18 protein-coding genes are annotated in these 17,143 nt (G+C 63.8%); 9 read left to right on the top strand and 9 right to left on the bottom strand.

Annotation, left to right across the window (positions count from 1 at the left end):
• Positions 1–19: 19 nt before the first annotated feature.
• Positions 20–2,230 (bottom strand): phosphoribosylformylglycinamidine synthase subunit PurL, encoded by a 2,211-nt coding sequence (purL, locus tag IVB19_RS23885; protein ID WP_247361880.1) that lies wholly within the window; start codon positions 2,228–2,230, stop codon positions 20–22.
• 183 nt (positions 2,231–2,413) lie between these two features.
• On the opposite strand from purL, the gene IVB19_RS23890 reads away from it, so the two are divergent.
• Both IVB19_RS23890 and IVB19_RS23895 read left to right on the top strand, forming a co-directional pair.
• A complete protein-coding gene (locus IVB19_RS23890) occupies positions 2,414–2,893 on the top strand; it encodes a PaaI family thioesterase (RefSeq protein ID WP_027518848.1) in 480 nt (159 codons plus the stop codon).
• Between the two features lie 75 nt (positions 2,894–2,968).
• Complete coding sequence (locus IVB19_RS23895) at positions 2,969–3,925, top strand: DMT family transporter (RefSeq protein WP_247361877.1); 957 nt, start codon at positions 2,969–2,971, stop codon at positions 3,923–3,925.
• Between the two features lie 31 nt (positions 3,926–3,956).
• Here IVB19_RS23895 and IVB19_RS23900 read toward each other — a convergent pair whose 3' ends face one another.
• Positions 3,957–4,553: a TetR/AcrR family transcriptional regulator gene (locus IVB19_RS23900; RefSeq protein WP_085349363.1), complete on the bottom strand. Its 597-nt coding sequence runs from the start codon at positions 4,551–4,553 to the stop codon at positions 3,957–3,959.
• Between the two features lie 154 nt (positions 4,554–4,707).
• On the opposite strand from IVB19_RS23900, the gene IVB19_RS23905 reads away from it, so the two are divergent.
• Positions 4,708–5,106 carry a RidA family protein gene (locus IVB19_RS23905; protein ID WP_247392671.1) on the top strand — a complete coding sequence of 133 codons (399 nt, stop codon included), beginning with the start codon at positions 4,708–4,710 and terminating at the stop codon, positions 5,104–5,106.
• A gap of 43 nt (positions 5,107–5,149) precedes the next feature.
• Here the strand turns inward: IVB19_RS23905 and IVB19_RS23910 are convergent, their stop codons facing one another.
• Together IVB19_RS23910 and purQ are read right to left on the bottom strand one after the other, a co-directional pair.
• Positions 5,150–6,124, bottom strand: a complete 975-nt coding sequence (locus tag IVB19_RS23910; protein ID WP_247361872.1) for a tripartite tricarboxylate transporter substrate binding protein BugD — start codon at positions 6,122–6,124, stop codon at positions 5,150–5,152.
• Positions 6,121–6,822, bottom strand: a complete 702-nt coding sequence (purQ, locus tag IVB19_RS23915) for a phosphoribosylformylglycinamidine synthase subunit PurQ (RefSeq protein WP_018455524.1) — start codon at positions 6,820–6,822, stop codon at positions 6,121–6,123. Before purQ ends, IVB19_RS23910 begins: the two co-directional genes overlap by 4 nt.
• Before the next feature lie 163 nt (positions 6,823–6,985).
• Between purQ and IVB19_RS23920 the strand changes: the two genes are divergently transcribed.
• Positions 6,986–8,002: a magnesium and cobalt transport protein CorA gene (locus IVB19_RS23920; protein ID WP_018455523.1), complete on the top strand. Its 1,017-nt coding sequence runs from the start codon at positions 6,986–6,988 to the stop codon at positions 8,000–8,002.
• A gap of 10 nt (positions 8,003–8,012) precedes the next feature.
• On the opposite strand, the gene purS is transcribed toward IVB19_RS23920, so the two are convergent.
• Together purS and purC are read right to left on the bottom strand one after the other, a co-directional pair.
• Positions 8,013–8,255: a phosphoribosylformylglycinamidine synthase subunit PurS gene (gene purS / locus IVB19_RS23925; RefSeq protein ID WP_026232966.1), complete on the bottom strand. Its 243-nt coding sequence runs from the start codon at positions 8,253–8,255 to the stop codon at positions 8,013–8,015.
• Positions 8,256–8,267: 12 nt separating this feature from the next.
• Entirely contained in the window at positions 8,268–9,035 is a 768-nt protein-coding gene (purC, locus tag IVB19_RS23930; RefSeq protein WP_008974302.1) for a phosphoribosylaminoimidazolesuccinocarboxamide synthase, read from the bottom strand.
• A 310-nt stretch (positions 9,036–9,345) separates the two neighbouring features.
• Between purC and IVB19_RS23935 the strand changes: the two genes are divergently transcribed.
• Positions 9,346–9,669 carry a DUF1476 domain-containing protein gene (locus tag IVB19_RS23935; protein ID WP_247819896.1) on the top strand — a complete coding sequence of 108 codons (324 nt, stop codon included), beginning with the start codon at positions 9,346–9,348 and terminating at the stop codon, positions 9,667–9,669.
• Positions 9,670–9,724: 55 nt separating this feature from the next.
• On the opposite strand, the gene cynS is transcribed toward IVB19_RS23935, so the two are convergent.
• Positions 9,725–10,213, bottom strand: a complete 489-nt coding sequence (cynS, locus tag IVB19_RS23940; protein WP_018455520.1) for a cyanase — start codon at positions 10,211–10,213, stop codon at positions 9,725–9,727.
• Positions 10,214–10,351: 138 nt separating this feature from the next.
• The gene (locus IVB19_RS23945) at positions 10,352–11,896 is read right to left on the bottom strand and encodes a bifunctional AfsR/SARP family transcriptional regulator/alpha/beta hydrolase (RefSeq protein WP_247337328.1); all 1,545 of its coding nucleotides are present in this window, start codon (positions 11,894–11,896) and stop codon (positions 10,352–10,354) included.
• Between the two features lie 148 nt (positions 11,897–12,044).
• Between IVB19_RS23945 and mddA the strand changes: the two genes are divergently transcribed.
• The 4 genes from mddA to IVB19_RS23965 are packed head-to-tail and all read left to right on the top strand — an operon-like array spanning position 12,045 to position 15,298.
• Entirely contained in the window at positions 12,045–12,848 is an 804-nt protein-coding gene (gene mddA / locus IVB19_RS23950; RefSeq protein WP_018455518.1) for a methanethiol S-methyltransferase, read from the top strand.
• Entirely contained in the window at positions 12,845–13,546 is a 702-nt protein-coding gene (locus tag IVB19_RS23955) for a helix-turn-helix transcriptional regulator (protein ID WP_051112990.1), read from the top strand. The genes mddA and IVB19_RS23955 overlap by 4 nt, the downstream gene beginning before the upstream one ends.
• A complete protein-coding gene (locus IVB19_RS23960; RefSeq protein ID WP_026232965.1) occupies positions 13,543–14,520 on the top strand; it encodes an NADPH:quinone oxidoreductase family protein in 978 nt (325 codons plus the stop codon). Before IVB19_RS23955 ends, IVB19_RS23960 begins: the two co-directional genes overlap by 4 nt.
• 28 nt (positions 14,521–14,548) lie before the next feature.
• Positions 14,549–15,298, top strand: coding sequence for a PaaI family thioesterase (locus IVB19_RS23965; protein WP_018455515.1), 750 nt, complete (start codon positions 14,549–14,551; stop codon positions 15,296–15,298).
• Positions 15,299–15,397: 99 nt separating this feature from the next.
• Here the strand turns inward: IVB19_RS23965 and IVB19_RS23970 are convergent, their stop codons facing one another.
• Positions 15,398–17,080, bottom strand: a complete 1,683-nt coding sequence (locus tag IVB19_RS23970; RefSeq protein WP_247377903.1) for a tetratricopeptide repeat protein — start codon at positions 17,078–17,080, stop codon at positions 15,398–15,400.
• Positions 17,081–17,143 lie beyond the last annotated feature (63 nt).

Raw genomic sequence — 17,143 nt, forward strand, 5'->3', positions numbered from 1 at the left:
GGGCTACCGGTTCAGCCCCTCAGGCTGCCTTCCCGCCCATATATTCCGGCAGCCAGCGCTCGAACGAGGTCCGCAGCGCCTCGATCGTTACAGGCGCCTCGCCCGCGATCGCGATCGCGTCGCCGCCGGTGGTGCCGATCCGCACGCAGGGCACCTCGCAGCCGCGCATCTTGGCGAGCACGCGGCCGGCCTCGGTTTCAGGCACGGTGACGAGATAGCGCGCCTGGTCCTCGCCGAACCAATAGGCCTGAGGCACCAAGGAGGTCGGCGCCGCGAGCAGTTTGGCGCCGATGCCGCCCGCCATCGCCATCTCGGCCAGCGCGATCAGCAGGCCCCCGTCGGACAGATCGTGCACGGCGGTCGCGGTGCCCGCATGGATCATGCCGCGCACGCAGTCGCCGTTGCGCTTCTCAGCCGCGAGGTCGACCGGCGGCGGCGCGCCCTCCTCGCGACCGCAGATGTCGCGCAAGTAAACGGACTGGCCGAGCCAGCCATGAGTCTCGCCGATCAGGAGGATCGCCTCGCCTTCGGCCTTGAAGGCGAGTGACGCGGACTTGGTGAAATCATCGAGCAGGCCGACGCCGCCGATCGAGGGCGTCGGCAAGATCGCGCGGCCGTTGGTCTCGTTGTAGAGCGAGACGTTGCCGGACACGACCGGGAAGTCGAGCGTACGGCAGGCTTCCGAGATGCCCTTCAGGCAGCCGACGAACTGGCCCATGATCTCGGGCCGCTCAGGATTGCCGAAATTGAGATTGTCGGTGATCGCAAGCGGCTTGCCGCCAACCGCGGTGATGTTGCGCCAGGCTTCCGCCACCGCCTGCTTGCCGCCTTCAAACGGATCGGCCTCGCAATAGCGCGGCGTCACGTCGACGGTCAGCGCCAAGCCCTTCGGGCCGTCCTGCACGCGCACCACCGCGGCATCGCCGCCGGGACGCTGCATGGTGTTGCCGAGAATGACGTGGTCGTACTGCTCCCAGACCCAGCGCTTGCTGCACATATCGGGCGTGCCGATCAGCTTTTTGAGCGCGGCACCGAGACCCATCGGCGCCGCCACCTCGCGCGCATGCACGACCGGCAGCGCGGCGGAGGGGACATGCGGGCGATCATAGAGCGGCGCCTCGTCGCCGAGCTCCTTGATCGGCAAATCGGCCATGACGTCACCGCCATGCTTGACCACGAAGCGCTTGCTCGGCGTGGTGTAGCCGACCACGGCGAAATCGAGGCCCCACTTCTTGAAGATCGCCTCGGCCTCTTTCTCCTTCTCGGGCTTGAGCACCATGAGCATGCGCTCCTGGCTCTCCGAGAGCATCATCTCGTAGGCGCTCATGCCGATCTCGCGCGTCGGCACCGCGTCGAGATCGAGATCGACGCCGAGGTCGCCCTTGGCGCCCATCTCCACCGCCGAACAGGTCAGGCCCGCCGCGCCCATGTCCTGGATCGCGATGACGCAGCCCTTCTCCATGATCTCGAGACAAGCCTCTAACAGCAGCTTTTCGGCAAAGGGATCGCCGACCTGCACGGTCGGACGCTTCTCTTCGGACTTGTCGTCGAACTCGGCCGAGGCCATCGAGGCGCCGTGGATGCCGTCGCGGCCGGTCTTGGAGCCGAGATAGACGATCGGCATGTTCACGCCGGAGGCGGCGGCATAGAAGATCTTGTCGGTATCGGCGAGGCCGACCGCCATCGCGTTGACGAGAATGTTGCCGTCATAGCGGGTGTGGAAACGGACCTGGCCGCCGACCGTCGGCACGCCGAACGAGTTGCCGTAGCCGCCGACGCCAGCGACGACACCGGAGACGAGATGCCGCGTCCTGGCATGCTCCGGTGCGCCAAAGCTCAGCGCGTTGAGGCAGGCGATCGGCCGCGCGCCCATGGTGAAAACGTCGCGCAAGATGCCACCGACACCGGTGGTCGCGCCCTGGTAAGGCTCGATGTAGCTCGGGTGGTTGTGGCTCTCCATCTTGAAGACCACGGCCTGGCCGTCGCCGATGTCGATCACACCGGCATTCTCGCCCGGGCCCTGGATCACCCAGGGCGCCTTGGTCGGCAAGCCCTTCAGATGGAGGCGCGAGGATTTGTACGAGCAGTGCTCGTTCCACATCGCCGAGAAGATGCCGAGCTCGGTGAAGGTCGGCTCCCGCCCGATCAGCTTGAGAATGCGCTCATACTCGTCGGGCTTGAGCCCGTGGGCGGCAATCAGCTCGGGGGTGATCTTGGGTTCGTTCTTCATGGAATTTGGGCTTTCGACGGCGGTTGGCCGTTCTTAGGAACATCGGACGGCTTGGAAAAGCCCTTTATGGCGCATTTTCCCGCTGTCCCACGTTTTGCGGCTGGGGGCTGCGGGAACAGGAATTGCACAGCGCGGACAGATCGGATTTAAGGACAAAAGACCCGCAATTGAAGGCCCATTTCCTTGCATGAATTGACCAAAGCGCCCCCGCCTCGCCGCCCCGACCTCCACGTCGCCACCGATGGGGAATTCCAAGGCTGGCGAACCTGGATTCGTGACAGTTTTGAGAGCCATATCGGCCCGTTCTGGCACAAGATCGAGGACGACGGCAGCGTCCGCTCGGCGTTCCGGGTCGAGAAAAAGCACCTCAACGGCTCCGGAAACGTCCATGGCGGCTGCTTCATGGCGTTTGCCGACTATTGCCTGTTCGCGATCGCCACCCACGAACTGGATGGGCCGGCGGTGACCACCAATTTCGCCTGCGACTTCCTCGACGCGGCGCGCGAAGGCGAGCTGATCGAATGCGTCGGCGAGGTCTCCCGCGCCGGCGGCTCGCTGATCTTCCTGCGCGGCAAGCTGACATCAGGCGGGCGGCCTCTCTTCACCTTCTCCGGCACAATCAAGCGGGTGAAGCGGAAGCCGGCACCGCAGCCAAACGCATAGCTCGCCGCCTTCCCTTTTGGCGCCCCCTCGCCCAGACTTGTGTCCAGCGCTGTCGCGCCGGGGAGCAACATCAAGGTGCCGCAGAGCACATCGCCGACGGGGCGGGCCACAGTCTCGCAATTGCCGTCCATGCCCGCCACAGGCGCGCGCAACTGGCGCGACTATGCGCTGCTGTTCGCGCTGGCCTGCTGCTGGAGTTCAACCTATCCGCTGGCGAAGCTCGCGCTGGATACGATCCCGCCCGTGACCTTCATCTCGGCGCGCTCGCTGATCGCGGCCGCCTTCCTGTTCGCGATCCTGTGGATGCGCGGCGTCAGGATCCCGACCGACGCCAAGGCGTGGAAGTTGTTCGCGACCCAGCAATTGATCAACTCGACCTTTCCGTTCCTGATCATCACCTGGTCTCAGCAATATGTGCCGGCGTCGAACACGGTGGTGCTGGCCTCGACCACGCCGATCTTCGCCTTCCTGATCACCTCCCTGATCACGCGTCACGAGCCGGCAACGCTGTTGAAGCTCTTGGGCGCGCTCCTCGGCCTCGCCGGCACCATCGTCATCGTGGGCCTGGATGCGCTGCGCGGCTTCGGCAGCGAGATCGTGGCGGAGATCGCTATCCTGCTCGCCACCATCTCGTTCGCCTGCGCCACGATCTTCGGCCTGCGGCTGTCCGAATACGATCCGATGGTGGTGGCAGCCGGCTCGCTGCTGTTCGGCGGCCTCGTGCTGCTGCCGCCTTCGCTGATCGTCGACCAGCCCTGGACGCTGCACCCGACGCCGACCGCGATCACAGCCACCATTGTCATGGGCATAGTCTCCAGCGCGTTGGGGCTGATGCTGTTCTACATCTGCCTGGGACGGCTCGGCACCCTGACGACGAACGCGCAAGGCTATTTGCGCATCCCGATCGGCGTCGGCCTCTCCGTGCTGCTGCTCGGTGAGAGCGTGCCCTCGAACCTGGCGCTGGGACTGGTGCTGGTCATGGCGGGCGTCGCCGCGATGACGGTGCCGACGGAGCGGTTGAAGCTGCGGTGACCCGCTGCTTCCGCCGTTCGGCACGAGGCGCTCAATGCGGCTTGCGCAACAATCCGCTCGCCAACGCTTGGAAGGCGTCAACGGCCTTGGTCAGGACGCCTGGCGGATCGTCGGCTGCGGCGACCCACAGCGCTGCGCTCAGCGCAGCCCCGTTCAGCAAGCGTCCCGCCGCTTCGACATCGACGGGCTTCACAATCCCCTGTTCGATCAGCGACCGAATGGTTCGCATGGTAATCTCAAGACAGGCATTCTCGCCGGGCCACTTGGATGGATCACCGAGCACGGCCGGTCCATCCAGAAGCATGACGCGCTGAATTTCAGGATCGAGCGCCATCTCGATATAGGCGGTCCCCTCTGCAAGCAGTCCTTGCCACAAGCTCGGCGCTTGCTCGCGGGCCGTGCGGAGCCGTTCCGCCATTTCGCTGTCGATCTGCTCAACGACGGCCCAGAGCAGCCCCTTCTTGTCTTCGAAGTTGTGATACAGCGCGCCCCGCGTCAGTCCGACTGAAGCAGTCAGCTCGTCCATCGACGCAGCTGCATAGCCCTGGGTGGCAAACGCCCTGCGCGCCGCGCGGATGAGCTTGGCCCGACTTTCCGCCATCGCCTCGGCGCGCTTCCCCTTCGCCATGCTTCCCAACTCCATTTGCCGACCCTATTGACATACGGTCCGTATGTGAGCCATATTCCACATACGCTACGTATATGAACAGCTCACGGAAATCCAGTGGCAGGCCCTGCCCACCACAGCTGCGACCGCCATTCCATCAATCAAGGATCCAGACATGCCCAAGCGCGACGCAATCTTCCCGGCCGGCCGCCACGCTCTGTATGAAGCGCACCGCTATTCTGCCGCGATCCGGTCCGGCGACCTGCTCTTCGTCTCCGGGCAGGTTGGAAGTCGCGAGGACGGCTCGCCCGAACCGGTGTTTGAGGACCAGGTCCGACGCGCGTTTGCCAATCTGCGTGCCGTTCTCGCAGCGGCCGGATGCACGCTGGACGATGTGGTGGACGTCACCACGTTCCATACCGATCCGGCCACGCAAATCGAAAAGGTGATGGCAATTCGCGCTGCGGAGATCGGGGAGGCACCCTATCCGAACTGGACGGCAGTCGGAGTGAATTGGCTTGCCGGATTTGACTTCGAGATCAAGGTGGTCGCCCGCATTCCTGCTGCGGGGTAAAGCGTTCTCGGTGGCGATGATGCCAACGCTCAGGAGTCTCGCGTTATTGCTTGGCGTCGTCCGCCAGCATCTTGCGATACTTCTCGACGTCGCGCGTCACGAGCTTCTGCAGCACCTCGGGCGTGTGCTCGTCGGCATCGGGGGCCACGGTCGAGAGGTCGGCGAACCGTTTCTTCACCGCGTCGGTTTCCACGGCCGTACGCGCGGCGGCATTCAACTTGGCAATGACCGCCGGCGGAGTGCCCTTGGGCGCGAACAGGCCGTTCCAGCCCTGCGCCTCGAATTCGGGCAGGCCGGCTTCGGCCGACGTCGGCAGATCCGGCAGGGTCGCGAGCCGCACGGTCGAGCCGACCACGAGCCCGCGCGCCAGCTTCTCGTTGATCGACTGCGAGACCGAGGCTGCCGCATCGCAGACGCCGTCGATCTGGCCGCCGATCGCATCCGTGAGCGCGGGGGCGGCGCCGCGATAGCCGACCAGCGTCGCGTCGATCCCGGCGGCTGTGACGAAGCTCTTGCAGATCAGGTAGTTCGAGGACCCGACGCCGGCATGGCCGAGATTGACCTTGCCCGGATTGGCCTTGGCGTAGGCGATGAACTCTTTCAGGTCCTTTGCCGGAAAATCCTTGCGCACGGCGATGATGCCGAACGTCTTCGCCACCATGGCGATCGGCACGAAGGAGTCCGGCGTGAACGGCAGCTTTGGATAGATCGTGTAAGTCGCGGCGTTGGTGCCGGCATTGCCGATCGCAATGGTGTAGCCGTCAGGCTCGGCACGGGAGGCGCGCGCCAGTGCGGTCGATCCGCCGGCGCCGGCGACGTTCTCGATCACGATGGTCTGGCCGAGCGCGATGCCCATCTGCTCGGCAACCGTGCGCGCGATCACGTCGGACGTGCCGCCGGCCGCGAACGGCACGATCATGGTGACGGGTCGCTTGGGGAAATCCTGTGCGAACGCGGCCGTCGCGAACGCAACGACGGCGACAGCGGCCGGCAGCCGCTTCAGCACGAACGCAATCACGCGGCTTTTTCGAGATGCGCGGTGAGGCCGGCGAACAGGCCGCGACCGTCGGTGCAGCCCATGATGTCTTCGACGTGGTTTTCCGGATGCGGCATCATGCCGAGCACGTTGCCCTTGTCGTTGACGATGCCGGCGATGGATTGCGCGGCGCCGTTGATGTTGCTGATATCGTCGATCGCGCCGTCAGCCGAGCAATAGCGGTAAAGGACGCGACCCTCGCCTTCGAGCCGCTTGATGGTCTCCGCGTCCGCCGCATAATTGCCCTCGCCATGCGCGATGGGCACGCGGATCACCTGCCCGGCATTGTAGCCGCGCGTGAATGGCGTGTCGGAGCGCTCCACGCGCAGATGCACGTCGTGGCAGATGAATTTCAGCCGCGCATTGCGCATCAGGACGCCAGGCAAGAGGCCGGACTCGCAGAGGATCTGAAAACCGTTGCAGACGCCGAGCACGAGGCCGCCCTTGGCCGCATAGTCGCGCACCGCGTCCATCACCGGCGCCCGCGCCGCAATCGCGCCGCAGCGCAGATAATCGCCATAGGAGAACCCGCCGGGCACCACCACGAGGTCGGTGCCATCAGGCAGCGACGTCTCGGCATGCCACACCATCGCGGGCTCGCTGCCCGAGATCAGCCTCAAGGCACGCGCCATGTCGCGCTCGCGGTTGATTCCGGGAAAGACGAGGATGGCGGCTTTCATGGCAGAGGTTCCGAACGAAGATTGAATGGGGCTGGCACGGCTGCCAAATCGTGAGCAGACATATCCATTTGACGGGGATTTTACCAGTGCTAGCCTCGGCCGCGAGCGTTGTGCACAGGCCATAGCCCGCCATCGGCCGATCGATTCGCCCGGGATTAAAGCCATGAATGTCCCCTCGCTGCCCGCATCCCTCTCCGAGCCGGTGTCCACCGAGGGCGTGATCGCCGCCGGTGCCTATGTCGACGGCCGGCGCGTCGCCAATATTGCCATCAGCGAGGCCTCGAGCTGGCGGGCGAAGCCCGGCCACGTGGTCTGGATCGGGCTGCACGAGCCCGACATGGCGCTGCTCAGCGCGGTGCAGAAGCAGTTCGACCTGCACGAGCTTGCCATCGAGGACGCCAACCACGCCCATCAGAGACCGAAGATCGAGCAATATGGCGAGGCCCTGTTCATCGTGGCGCGAACCGCGCAACTGATCGAGGGCCGGATCGCCTTCGGCGAGACGCACATCTTCGTTGGCGAAGGCTATCTGGTCTCGGTGCGCCACGGCGCGTCGACATCCTACACGCCGGTGCGCGAACGTTGCGAAAGCTGCCCGCGAGCGCTCGCGCGCGGCGAGGACTACATCCTCTACGCCATCCTCGATTTCATCGTCGACAACTACTCGCCCGTGCTCGAGAGCATTCACGAAGAGGTCGAGAGCATCGAGGATGACGTGCTCTCCAAGGCGATCAGCAAGGCGCAGATCGAGCGGCTCTATATGCTGCGCCGCGACCTCTTGCGGCTCAGGACCGCGATCGGGCCGCTGGTGGAGGTCTGCCGCCGTCTGGAGCACGACGAGCTTGCGATGGTGCGCGCGACGATGCAGCCGCTGTTCCGCGACGTCACCGACCACGTCCGCAACATCCAGGAGCGGATCGATTCCATGCGCGAGGTGCTGGCCTTCGCCTTCGAAGCGAGCCTGCTGGTCGGCCAGGCCCAGGAGACGGCGGTCTCCAAGAAACTTGCCTCCTGGCTCGCGATCATCGCGATCCCGACCGCGCTTGCCGGCATCTACGGCATGAATTTCAAGCACATGCCGGAGCTGGACTGGGAGTACGGCTATTACACGCTGCTCGGCGTGATGCTGACGGCGTGCGGCGCGCTGTATTGGCGTTTTCGTCGGGTCGGATGGCTGTGAGCCGTCCCGTTCACCCGATCAGCTCGACCCGGTAGTTCTCGATCACGGTATTCGCCAGCAGCTTGTCGGCGGCATCCTTCAACGCCGCCTCCGCCTTCGCCTTGTCCGTGCCGGCGAGCTCGATGTCGAACACCTTGCCCTGCCGGACGCTGGCGACGCCGTCGACGCCGAGCGACTTCAACGCACCCTCGATCGCCTTGCCCTGCGGATCGAGGATGCCCGTTTTCAACGTCACGGTAACACGTGCCTTCACGTCAGATTCCTCTTAGCTCTTCACCAGCACCGGGCCGGAGCCGGCCGGACGCTCGTTCTCCATGAGAATGCCGAGACGCTTGGCGACTTCGGTATAGGCCTCGAGCAGCCCACCGAGATCCCTGCGGAAACGGTCCTTGTCGAGCTTCTCGTTCGACTTGATGTCCCACAGGCGGCAGCTATCCGGCGAGATCTCGTCGGCGACGATGATCCGCATCATCTCGTTCTCGAACAGCCGGCCGCACTCCATCTTGAAGTCGACGAGGCGGATGCCGATGCCGAGGAAGAGACCGGTGAGGAAGTCGTTGACACGGATGGCAAGTGCCATGATGTCGTCGATCTCCTGCGGTGTCGCCCACCCGAAAGCGGTGATGTGCTCTTCCGACACCATGGGATCGTTGAGCTGGTCGTTCTTGTAGTAGAACTCGATGATCGAGCGGGGCAGCTGCGTGCCCTCCTCGATGCCGAGGCGCTGCGACAGCGAGCCGGCGGCAACGTTCCGCACCACCACTTCCAGCGGCACGATCTCGACTTCGCGGATCAATTGCTCGCGCATATTGAGGCGGCGGATGAAATGGGTCGGCACCCCGATGTCGTTGAGGTGCTGAAACAGGTACTCCGAGATCCGGTTGTTGAGGACACCCTTGCCCTCGATCACCTGATGCTTTTTCGCATTGAACGCGGTGGCGTCATCCTTGAAGTGCTGGATCAGGGTACCGGGCTCCGGGCCTTCGTAAAGAACCTTTGCCTTGCCTTCATAAATGCGACGCCGACGGCTCATGGGGATGTACCGTGTTTTGTTGAAATCCATGTATTTGGTGTGCTCCGGTTGACGAGACTACGACCCACAGCGGAGCTGCCGTGAACGGCCCGGAACCCCTAGAAAACAGAACGGGAACCCAGCCTGAGGCAACCTATCCGATTGGCTGTCCCAGCACAATCGATCCGGCCGTCCGGCATCAAACTTATACCGCCTTGCCTGCGGCTTAACGGCTCGTTGTTTTGCCGATTCCTGCCCCCTATCTAGGCATGCACCGGGGCTCTCGCAACGAGGGCCAGCCGGGTCCAGTCAGCAGGGAATTGGAAAAGGCATGAGCACGTTGGACAAGCGCGAGGAAGGCTTCGAGAAGAAGTTTGCCCTCGACGAGGAGCAGAAATTCAAGGCGGAAGCCCGCCGCAACCGGCTGCTCGGGCTGTGGGCGGCCGAAAAGCTCGGCATCACGGGTGATGCCGCCACGGCCTATGCCAAGGAGGTGGTCGCGGCCGATTTCGAGGAAGCCGGTGACGCCGACGTCCTGCGCAAGGTCATGGCCGATTTCGCCGCCAAGAACGTGGCCGTCACCGAACAGGCAATTCGCGCCAAAATGAACGAGCTGATCGCGGTGGTGGCGGCCGAGGTGAAGGCCGGGAAATAAGGCGAAGCATCATTCCGGGGCCACGTCTGCGACGCGCCCCCGGAATGCCAACCAGCTATCCCTCCTTGAACCCATATTCCGGCACGTTGCCGCTGGCGCCGTAATATTTGTACGGCAGGAATTTGCCGCTCATCGTGAACTTGACGCGGTCGCCCTTCGGATTCGCCACGCGCTCGATCGCCATGTCGAAGTCGATCGCCGACATGATGCCGTCGCCGAACTCCTCCTCGATCAGCGCCTTCCAGGCCGGGCCGTTGACCATCACCATCTCGTAGAAGCGGTAGATCAGCGGGTCGGTCGGCGGCATCGGCGTGCCGGTGCCGCGCATCGGCACCTCGTTCAGCATGGCGGTCTCCGCCTTCGACAGGCCGAACAGTTCGCCGGCGTTGGCCGCCTGCGGCTTCGTCAGTTTCATCTGGCCGAGGATCGCGCCTGTTATCAGCACCTCGGAATAGCCGCCGATCTTCTCGCAGATATATTTCCAGCTCCAGCCCTTCTCGCGCTTGATGTCGAGCAGCTTCTCGGTGAGGTCTTCGCGTTTCATGTCAGGGTCTCCTTGGCTAAGACTATGTCGCGCCGGCTCATTTCCTCGAGGCAGCGGATAGACGCGACGCTTTTTTGTGCCACTTTGGCAGGCACGAAACGTGCCAATGACCGGGGCTACGGATTTACGTGCCTCGCCTCATCGCCTCGGCAATGCTTCCGTAAATCCCCTGATCGCATCGAGCACCGGCTGCTGATCGCCCGCGAAGAACCAGTGATCGTTGCCGTCGAGCTCGACGAATTGCGCACCTTTGATCCGGCTCGCCACATCGCGGCCGGCCGCGATCCGTACGGCCTTGTCGTCCCGACGATGCAACACCAATGTCGGCATGGCAATTTGCGGCAAAAGCTGCCGCACGTCGGCGTCGCGAAACGCCTCGAGCACGGCCGAGATGCCGCCGGGACTGGAGGCCGCGCGCAATAGCCCCGCCCACCATGCGCGGGCCTGGGGATCGCCGGCAAGGCTGGGTGCGAAGGTCTCAATCCCCACCGGACCTCCCCATTGCGCGATGAGGTGCTTGCTCCAGGCGTCGTACTGGCTGGCGCGCAACGCGTGCGGATAGTCCTGCGACCAGCAGCCCTTGGCCAATGCACCGAACAGGATGAGTCCGGCCACGAGACGCGGCTCGTCGACGGCGAATTTGATGCAGGCCGGCCCGCACTCGGATGCGCCGAACAGCACGACGCGGCGCGCATCCGCGGCGCGCAGCACGGTGCCGATATCCTCCGCGGTGACGTCGATATCAGGCGCCGACCCAACCCGGTCGGACAACCCGATCCCGCGACGATCGAACACGATCAGACGCCCCAGCTTCGTCAGTGAGGCCAGAAAGGTTCGGCTCGCCGGATGCTCCCAGGCGCGTTCCACATGCGATACGAAGCCGGGCATGACCAGGATGTCGAGCGGACCGCTGCCATAGGTCTGATACGCCAGATGCACACCGGCGCCCTTGACGTAGCGCGTCGCTGGTACGGAGTGTGCCGCCGCAGGACTCATCAACGCCGCGGTCTCGGCTTCCGGCGTAACACCAAGCTCGTCACGCAGCCGCCGCGTCAGTGCCGCATGGTGCCGCTCTGCCGCGCTGCGGTCGCCCGCCAGCAGCAGGCTGCGGATCAGATGCCGGCCATAGACCTCGCTCAAAGGATCGAGCTCGGCCAGACGGGTCGCATGCGCGGTCGCGGCGAAGTAGTCTCCGGCAGCGGTCTTGTCCTGCACCAGACGCTCCAGCGCGTGCATCAGCCGTCCCCGCAGCGCCTCGCGGCGGAAGAACGCCCAGTCGTCGAATTCCGGACAGCCCTCCGGCGAGAAGCCTGCGAGGAAATCTCCCCGATAAGTCTGGCAGGCTTCGTCAAAGTCACCGCGATCGCAGGCGCTCTCGAAAAAATGTGCATCGACCTGCAGCGCGACTGCCGGAGACCATCGCAGACTGGTGCGGTCGGTCTCGAACACCTGCTGACCGAGCGTCAGCTCGATTCGGTGAAGCAGCCGCCGCAACCGCGCAAGGCCGGTCTCGCGGTCAGTTTCAGGCCACAGCAGCGTCGCCACGATTTCGCGGGCCACAGCGCCCTTGGCCTCCGCGAGATAGATCAGCAGCGCGAGGCCCTTGCGCAAGGCCAACTTGATCGGGCGGCCGCCGGCGTGGACCTCAGGGAACCCGAATGTCCCCAGCGAGAAAGCCGTCATGAAAGTCCTCCCTCCCCTTGCGGCGCCCCCGGGGGACGCACAGGGGACGGTCCGGCAATAGCAGTCGGGGCAGATCGAGCCTGCTCGCGGGCGAGCAATTCAGGCTCCTGAATGCGGCACGGCTGCATTAGGCACAATAGGAAAAAACATGATCTCGCGCCTCCTGATCCTGCTCTACGCCATCGTGAGCTACGTCATCTTCACGGTCTCATTTCTCTATGCGCTCGGTTTCGTCGGCAATTGTGTCGTGCCCAAATCGATAGATATGTCGATCGATAAGTCGATCGATGTCGGCAGCCCGACGGACCTGAGCGTGGCCGTCGTCGTCAACCTGCTGCTGATGAGCCTGTTTGCGATCCAGCACAGCGTGATGGCGCGGCCGGCCTTCAAACGATGGTCGGCCAAATTCCTCCCCGCGGCCTGCCAGCGCAGCACCTATGTGCTGCTTTCCAGCTTGATCCTGCTGTTGCTGTTCTGGCAGTGGCGTCCGATCCCGACGCCGGTCTGGCAAACGAGCGGAATAGCGGCCTGGTTGCTGATCGGCGTGCATTGGCTCGGCTGGCTGATCGCGTTCGCCTCCACCCACATGATCGATCATTTCGATCTGTTCGGCCTCCGCCAGGCCTTCGTCGCGTTCCGCGGGAGCGAGATACCAGGTCAATCGTTCAGAACACCGCTGCTCTACAAGATCGTGCGGCACCCAATCATGCTGGGTTTCCTGCTCGCGTTCTGGGCTACGCCCGAGATGACCGCCGGCCATCTGCTGTTCGCGCTCGCGAACACGGCCTACATCCTGATCGCCCTGCAGTTCGAGGAGCGCGATCTGATCGCCGAGTTCGGCATGACCTATCAGCAATATCGCCACCGCGTTCCGATGCTGGTGCCGCGTCTCTTCACGCGCCGCCCGGCGGACGAGCGCCAGCCCCCTCGCTCCGCTGGTGCACCCCGATGAGCGCAGTGCCATGCCGCGCATTTGCGGTCGAGCGGGGGCCCGTTCAGGTGGCAGCAAACGCCGCCGTGTTCGCTGATACCCTCGATGGGCTCGACGCCAGCCTATTTCTCGTCGACACAGACGGACGTCTGATTCACGCCAATACCGCCGGGCAGGCCATGCTCGATGCGAGCGACGTCCTCCTCGAGCTCCGTGGGGTTCTGATGGCCTGCGATAGCACGGTCAGCCAGACGTTGCGGCAAGTCTTCGCGGCAGCGGGACGCGGCGACCAGGCGCATGGCATCAACGGACTCGCGATCTCGATGATCGGGCTGGACGGAGAACGCCACGTCGCCCATGTCCTGTCGCTCACATCGGGCATGCGCCGCAATGCGTCTGCCGCCTGCAGCGCGGTTGCCGCACTGTTCGTCCGCAAGGCGGCGCTGACAATATTGCCTCGTTCGGAAGCTCTCCGTAACGCGTTCAAACTGACGCCAGCCGAACTGCGTGTGATGCTCGCGATCGTCGAACTCGGCGGCGTTCCCGAAGTGGCGGCGGCACTCGGCGTCGCCAATACGACGATCAAGACGCATGTCCGGCGCCTGTTTGAAAAGACCGGTGCAGCGCGACAGGCAGATTTCGTCAAGCTTGTCGCGGGATATGCGACGCCGTTACGCAAACCTGCCGAATGCAGACAATCCGTTGGAGCGACACGATGAGAGCAATTCTATGCAGCTCATTCACCGGACCCGGCGACTTGCGCCTTAGTGAAATCGACGAGCCGAAGCCGTCCGGCGACGAGATTCTGATCGCCGTCCATGCGGCCTCGGTCAGTTTCATGGACCAATTGGTGGTCTCGGGTCTCTATCAGATGCGGCCGCCGACGCCCTTCGTGCCCGGCACGGAAGCATCCGGTGTCGTCGTCGCGGTCGGCGACAAGGTCACGGGATTCGCGCCTGGCGACCGCGTGGCGTGCAGCGCCTGGACCGGCGGCTACGCCGAACGGATGATAGCGAAGGAATCGAAAACCGTGCGACTGCCGGATGGCGTCGCATTCGAAGCCGCGGCGACGGTGCTGCACAATTACGGCACGGCCTATTATGCGCTGGTCGAGCGGGCCCGGGCGCAGCGCGACGAAACGCTGTTCGTCACCGGTGCGGCCGGCGGAGTTGGCCTTGCCGCGGTCGACCTTGGCCGCCACCTGGGCCTGCGCGTCGTCGCCGGTATCGGCTCCGATGACAAGGCGAACCTGGTGCGCGCCTACGGTGCCAGCGAGGTCATCAACTATCGCACAGAGAATCTGCGCGACCGGATCAAGGCGATCACCGGTGGCGAAGGGATCGACATCGGCTTCGACAATGTCGGCGGCGCGATATTCGAGCAGTTGGCCCGGTCGATGAAATGGGGCGGACGGCTGATGCCGATCGGCTTCACCAGCGGCGAAATTCCACAGCTCCCGATGAACCTTCCGCTGCTGAAGAACTATTCCATCCTCGGCGTCTTCGTCGGCGCCTGGGCGGAGAAATTCTCAGCTGATGCCGCGCGTATGAACGCCACGCTGATGCAATTGCTGGCCGAGGGAAAAATCCGTCCGCACATCGATCGCGTCCTTCGTTTGGAGGAGGCCGGAGAAGCCATGCGCGCCGTGGCCAACCGAACGGTTCAGGGGCGAATTGTCCTCAAGATCAGGTAAGGTGAGCCGGAAAGAGAGAACAAAACCGATGACACAGATCATCATCGACAAACGCTTTTGCGGTCCTCCGAACTCCGGCAACGGCGGCTATGTCTGCGGCCGGCTCGCCCGCCACATTCCCGGCGCCGCGGAGATAACGCTGCGCGCGCCGCCGCCGCTGGACACTCCGCTCGATGCGGTCGCAACCGACGACGGCACATGGGAGCTTCGCGACGGCAACAAGATCGTCGCGACCGGGCAGCCGGCAAGCGTGGAGCTTTCGCGACTGGAGACAGCCAGCTTCGAGGACGCCTGCGCCGCCGAATTGCTGACGCCGGTCAAGCCGCACGAGCATCCATTGCCGACATGTTTCGTGTGCGGTCCGGCAAGGGCGAAAGGCGACGGCTTGCGCATTTTTGCCGGCTCGCTCCGTGGTCACAACGCCGTTCTCGCGGCGAGCTGGACGCCGGATCAGAATCTCGCCGCCGACGACGGCCTCGTCGCGCCGGAATTCCTCTGGTCGGCGCTCGACTGCCCCACCGGTTTTGCCTGCAATTGCGATCCACAGAGCGGCGGCTTCGACAAGGCACCGCTGCTGCTGGGGCGAATGTCAGCACGGATCGAAGCCCGCCCGCGCCCGGGAGAACGCTGCATCATCACGGCCTGGCCCATCGGCCGCGACGGCCGCAAACGCGCGGCCGAAGCTGCGCTTCACGATGAAGCCGGGAGATTGCTGGCGGTGGCGCGAGCGACATGGATTGCGGTCCAGCGCGAAGTGCAGCTCGGACGTCCTTCGTAAGGTGGCCGAAGGCGCGCAGCGCCATGCCCAGCACTTCCGTCTCGGTACGTGAGATGGTGGCACGCTTCGCTTTGCCCGCCTTAGGAAGCCTGATCGAGGTCAGCGGCTCGCTCGCAGCGAAAGGAGCTCAACGTCGGCCGCCTGCTTCTCGATGAAGGTCTTCGGGCAATCGGCCGCCGCCTGATCCAACAGCCTAAGCGCCTCTTCCTTGGAGCCGCCCTTCAGTGCGCGCTCGGCAATATAGAAATTTGCCTCGCAGAACTGCCACTTTCTCTTCATCGGGTCGGCGTCGTCCGCCGCGCTGAGCACTTGCTCCGGCGTCATCTTGCCGAGAAAGAGATTGACGATCGGCGCGGGCCATTTCGTCGCGTCCAGCTGCTTCGCAGCCTCGCTCAGCCGGCTCTGTTGGTCGCTGCGCTTTGCAACGATTTCGCGCCATAAAACCGGATAGGCATCCTTTGGATTGAGCTGGATTGACTGATCGAGGTCAGCCAACGATTTTGCAAAAGAAGCGCTCTGCCAATAGACCCTTGCACGATGAAAGTAGGCGCGCGCATCCCTGGCATCGAGTCGTACAAGTTGATCGTAGTCCGCAAGCGAGCGGTCGAAGTCTCCTTTGGCCCTGTACGCGTTGCCGCGAGACGATATTGCATCCTTGTCCTTGGGATTTAGGCGAATCGCCTCATCGTAATCTGCGATAGCGCGGTCAAGATCGCCTTTCGCGTAGTAGGCTACCCCGCGAGCGCGGAGCACAGGGCCGTCCCCTGAAGCGAGTGCAATTGATTCACCCGCGACGGACGTGGAAATGGGGTCACCGGCCTGACCTTGAATCCGCGTCTGCCGACCACCCGAGATCCCTTGATCCTGATGTAGCAGCCGGATCACCTGGTCGTAATCGGCGATGGCGCGATCATAGTCGCCCTTTTGAGCATAGACGACACCGCGGCAGCCGTAGGCAGTCCGGCTTTGTGGATTCAGCTCGATGACCCGGTCGTAGTCGGCGATAGCGCGGTCGAGTTCGCCCAGCTGAGAGAAGGACTCGGCTCGGAAGTAGTAGAAATTCTCCTTCGTCGGCCTGATCGGCGCGGTTTGATCGAGTTCGGCCAATGCACGTTCTCTATTGCCCTTGGCGAAGTAAACCCGACCCCGGCACAGTTGGCCGCCGCCGGTTTGGGGGCTGATCTCGACCGCTCGATCACAGTCGGCCATGGCCCGATCCGGATCCCCCTTGCGAATGTAAGCAAGGCCTCGCTCGACATACGCTATGACATTGTCCGGATGGATCACGAGAGCCTGATCATAGTCGGCGATGGCGCGGACGAAGTCGCGTCTCGCCGAATAGACGTGAGCACGTCCGATATATGCGTAGGTACTCTTCGGATCGAGCTCGATTGCCTTGGCGTAATCTGACAGCGCGGCCTCGGGCTGTCGCTTTTGAATAAACGCAGACGCCCTCGCGATACGGGCGTTCAGATTGCCCGGATCGCGCTCGATGATCTGATTGTAGTCCGCGATCGCAAAGTCGATCTCGCCCTTCTGGCGGTAGAACATGGCGCGGCGGAAATGCGCCATGATCACAGCTGGCTGCATACCGGTCGCTGCCTCGATCATGGCAGTGCAGCCCGCAATGCGGTCATCGACACTGAAATTGCCGGCCGCGTTGCACTTGGCGCTCAAGGCCATTTCCGCACGAGCGCCCGATATTTCGAGCAAGGTCGCCAACGCCAACGCGCTTACGCCTGCTGCCGCACAAACGAGCGCGCGGCCTGTCATTCCGAACATGCAGTCCCCAACTCAATTCTCGGGGACGACTTTAGCAACCGGTCATGCTCTTGCACAGCCCTC

It is taken from the genome of Bradyrhizobium sp. 187 (assembly GCF_023101005.1).
In the GTDB taxonomy this organism is placed as follows: domain Bacteria; phylum Pseudomonadota; class Alphaproteobacteria; order Rhizobiales; family Xanthobacteraceae; genus Bradyrhizobium; species Bradyrhizobium canariense_D.

What these genes read in the sequence shown, in the direction of transcription:
- IVB19_RS23970 (WP_247377903.1), bottom strand. Translation starts at nt 17,080, where the DNA reads ATGTTCGGAATGACAGGCCGCGCGCTCGTTTGTGCGGCAGCAGGCGTA.
- IVB19_RS23960 (WP_026232965.1), top strand. Translation starts at nt 13,543, where the DNA reads ATGAGAGCAATTCTATGCAGCTCATTCACCGGACCCGGCGACTTGCGC.
- IVB19_RS23965 (WP_018455515.1), top strand. Translation starts at nt 14,549, where the DNA reads ATGACACAGATCATCATCGACAAACGCTTTTGCGGTCCTCCGAACTCC.
- IVB19_RS23945 (WP_247337328.1), bottom strand. Translation starts at nt 11,896, where the DNA reads ATGACGGCTTTCTCGCTGGGGACATTCGGGTTCCCTGAGGTCCACGCC.
- purQ (WP_018455524.1), bottom strand. Translation starts at nt 6,822, where the DNA reads ATGAAAGCCGCCATCCTCGTCTTTCCCGGAATCAACCGCGAGCGCGAC.
- IVB19_RS23935 (WP_247819896.1), top strand. Translation starts at nt 9,346, where the DNA reads ATGAGCACGTTGGACAAGCGCGAGGAAGGCTTCGAGAAGAAGTTTGCC.
- mddA (WP_018455518.1), top strand. Translation starts at nt 12,045, where the DNA reads ATGATCTCGCGCCTCCTGATCCTGCTCTACGCCATCGTGAGCTACGTC.
- IVB19_RS23920 (WP_018455523.1), top strand. Translation starts at nt 6,986, where the DNA reads ATGAATGTCCCCTCGCTGCCCGCATCCCTCTCCGAGCCGGTGTCCACC.
- IVB19_RS23900 (WP_085349363.1), bottom strand. Translation starts at nt 4,553, where the DNA reads ATGGCGAAGGGGAAGCGCGCCGAGGCGATGGCGGAAAGTCGGGCCAAG.
- purL (WP_247361880.1), bottom strand. Translation starts at nt 2,230, where the DNA reads ATGAAGAACGAACCCAAGATCACCCCCGAGCTGATTGCCGCCCACGGG.
- IVB19_RS23905 (WP_247392671.1), top strand. Translation starts at nt 4,708, where the DNA reads ATGCCCAAGCGCGACGCAATCTTCCCGGCCGGCCGCCACGCTCTGTAT.
- cynS (WP_018455520.1), bottom strand. Translation starts at nt 10,213, where the DNA reads ATGAAACGCGAAGACCTCACCGAGAAGCTGCTCGACATCAAGCGCGAG.
- IVB19_RS23955 (WP_051112990.1), top strand. Translation starts at nt 12,845, where the DNA reads ATGAGCGCAGTGCCATGCCGCGCATTTGCGGTCGAGCGGGGGCCCGTT.
- purC (WP_008974302.1), bottom strand. Translation starts at nt 9,035, where the DNA reads ATGAGCCGTCGGCGTCGCATTTATGAAGGCAAGGCAAAGGTTCTTTAC.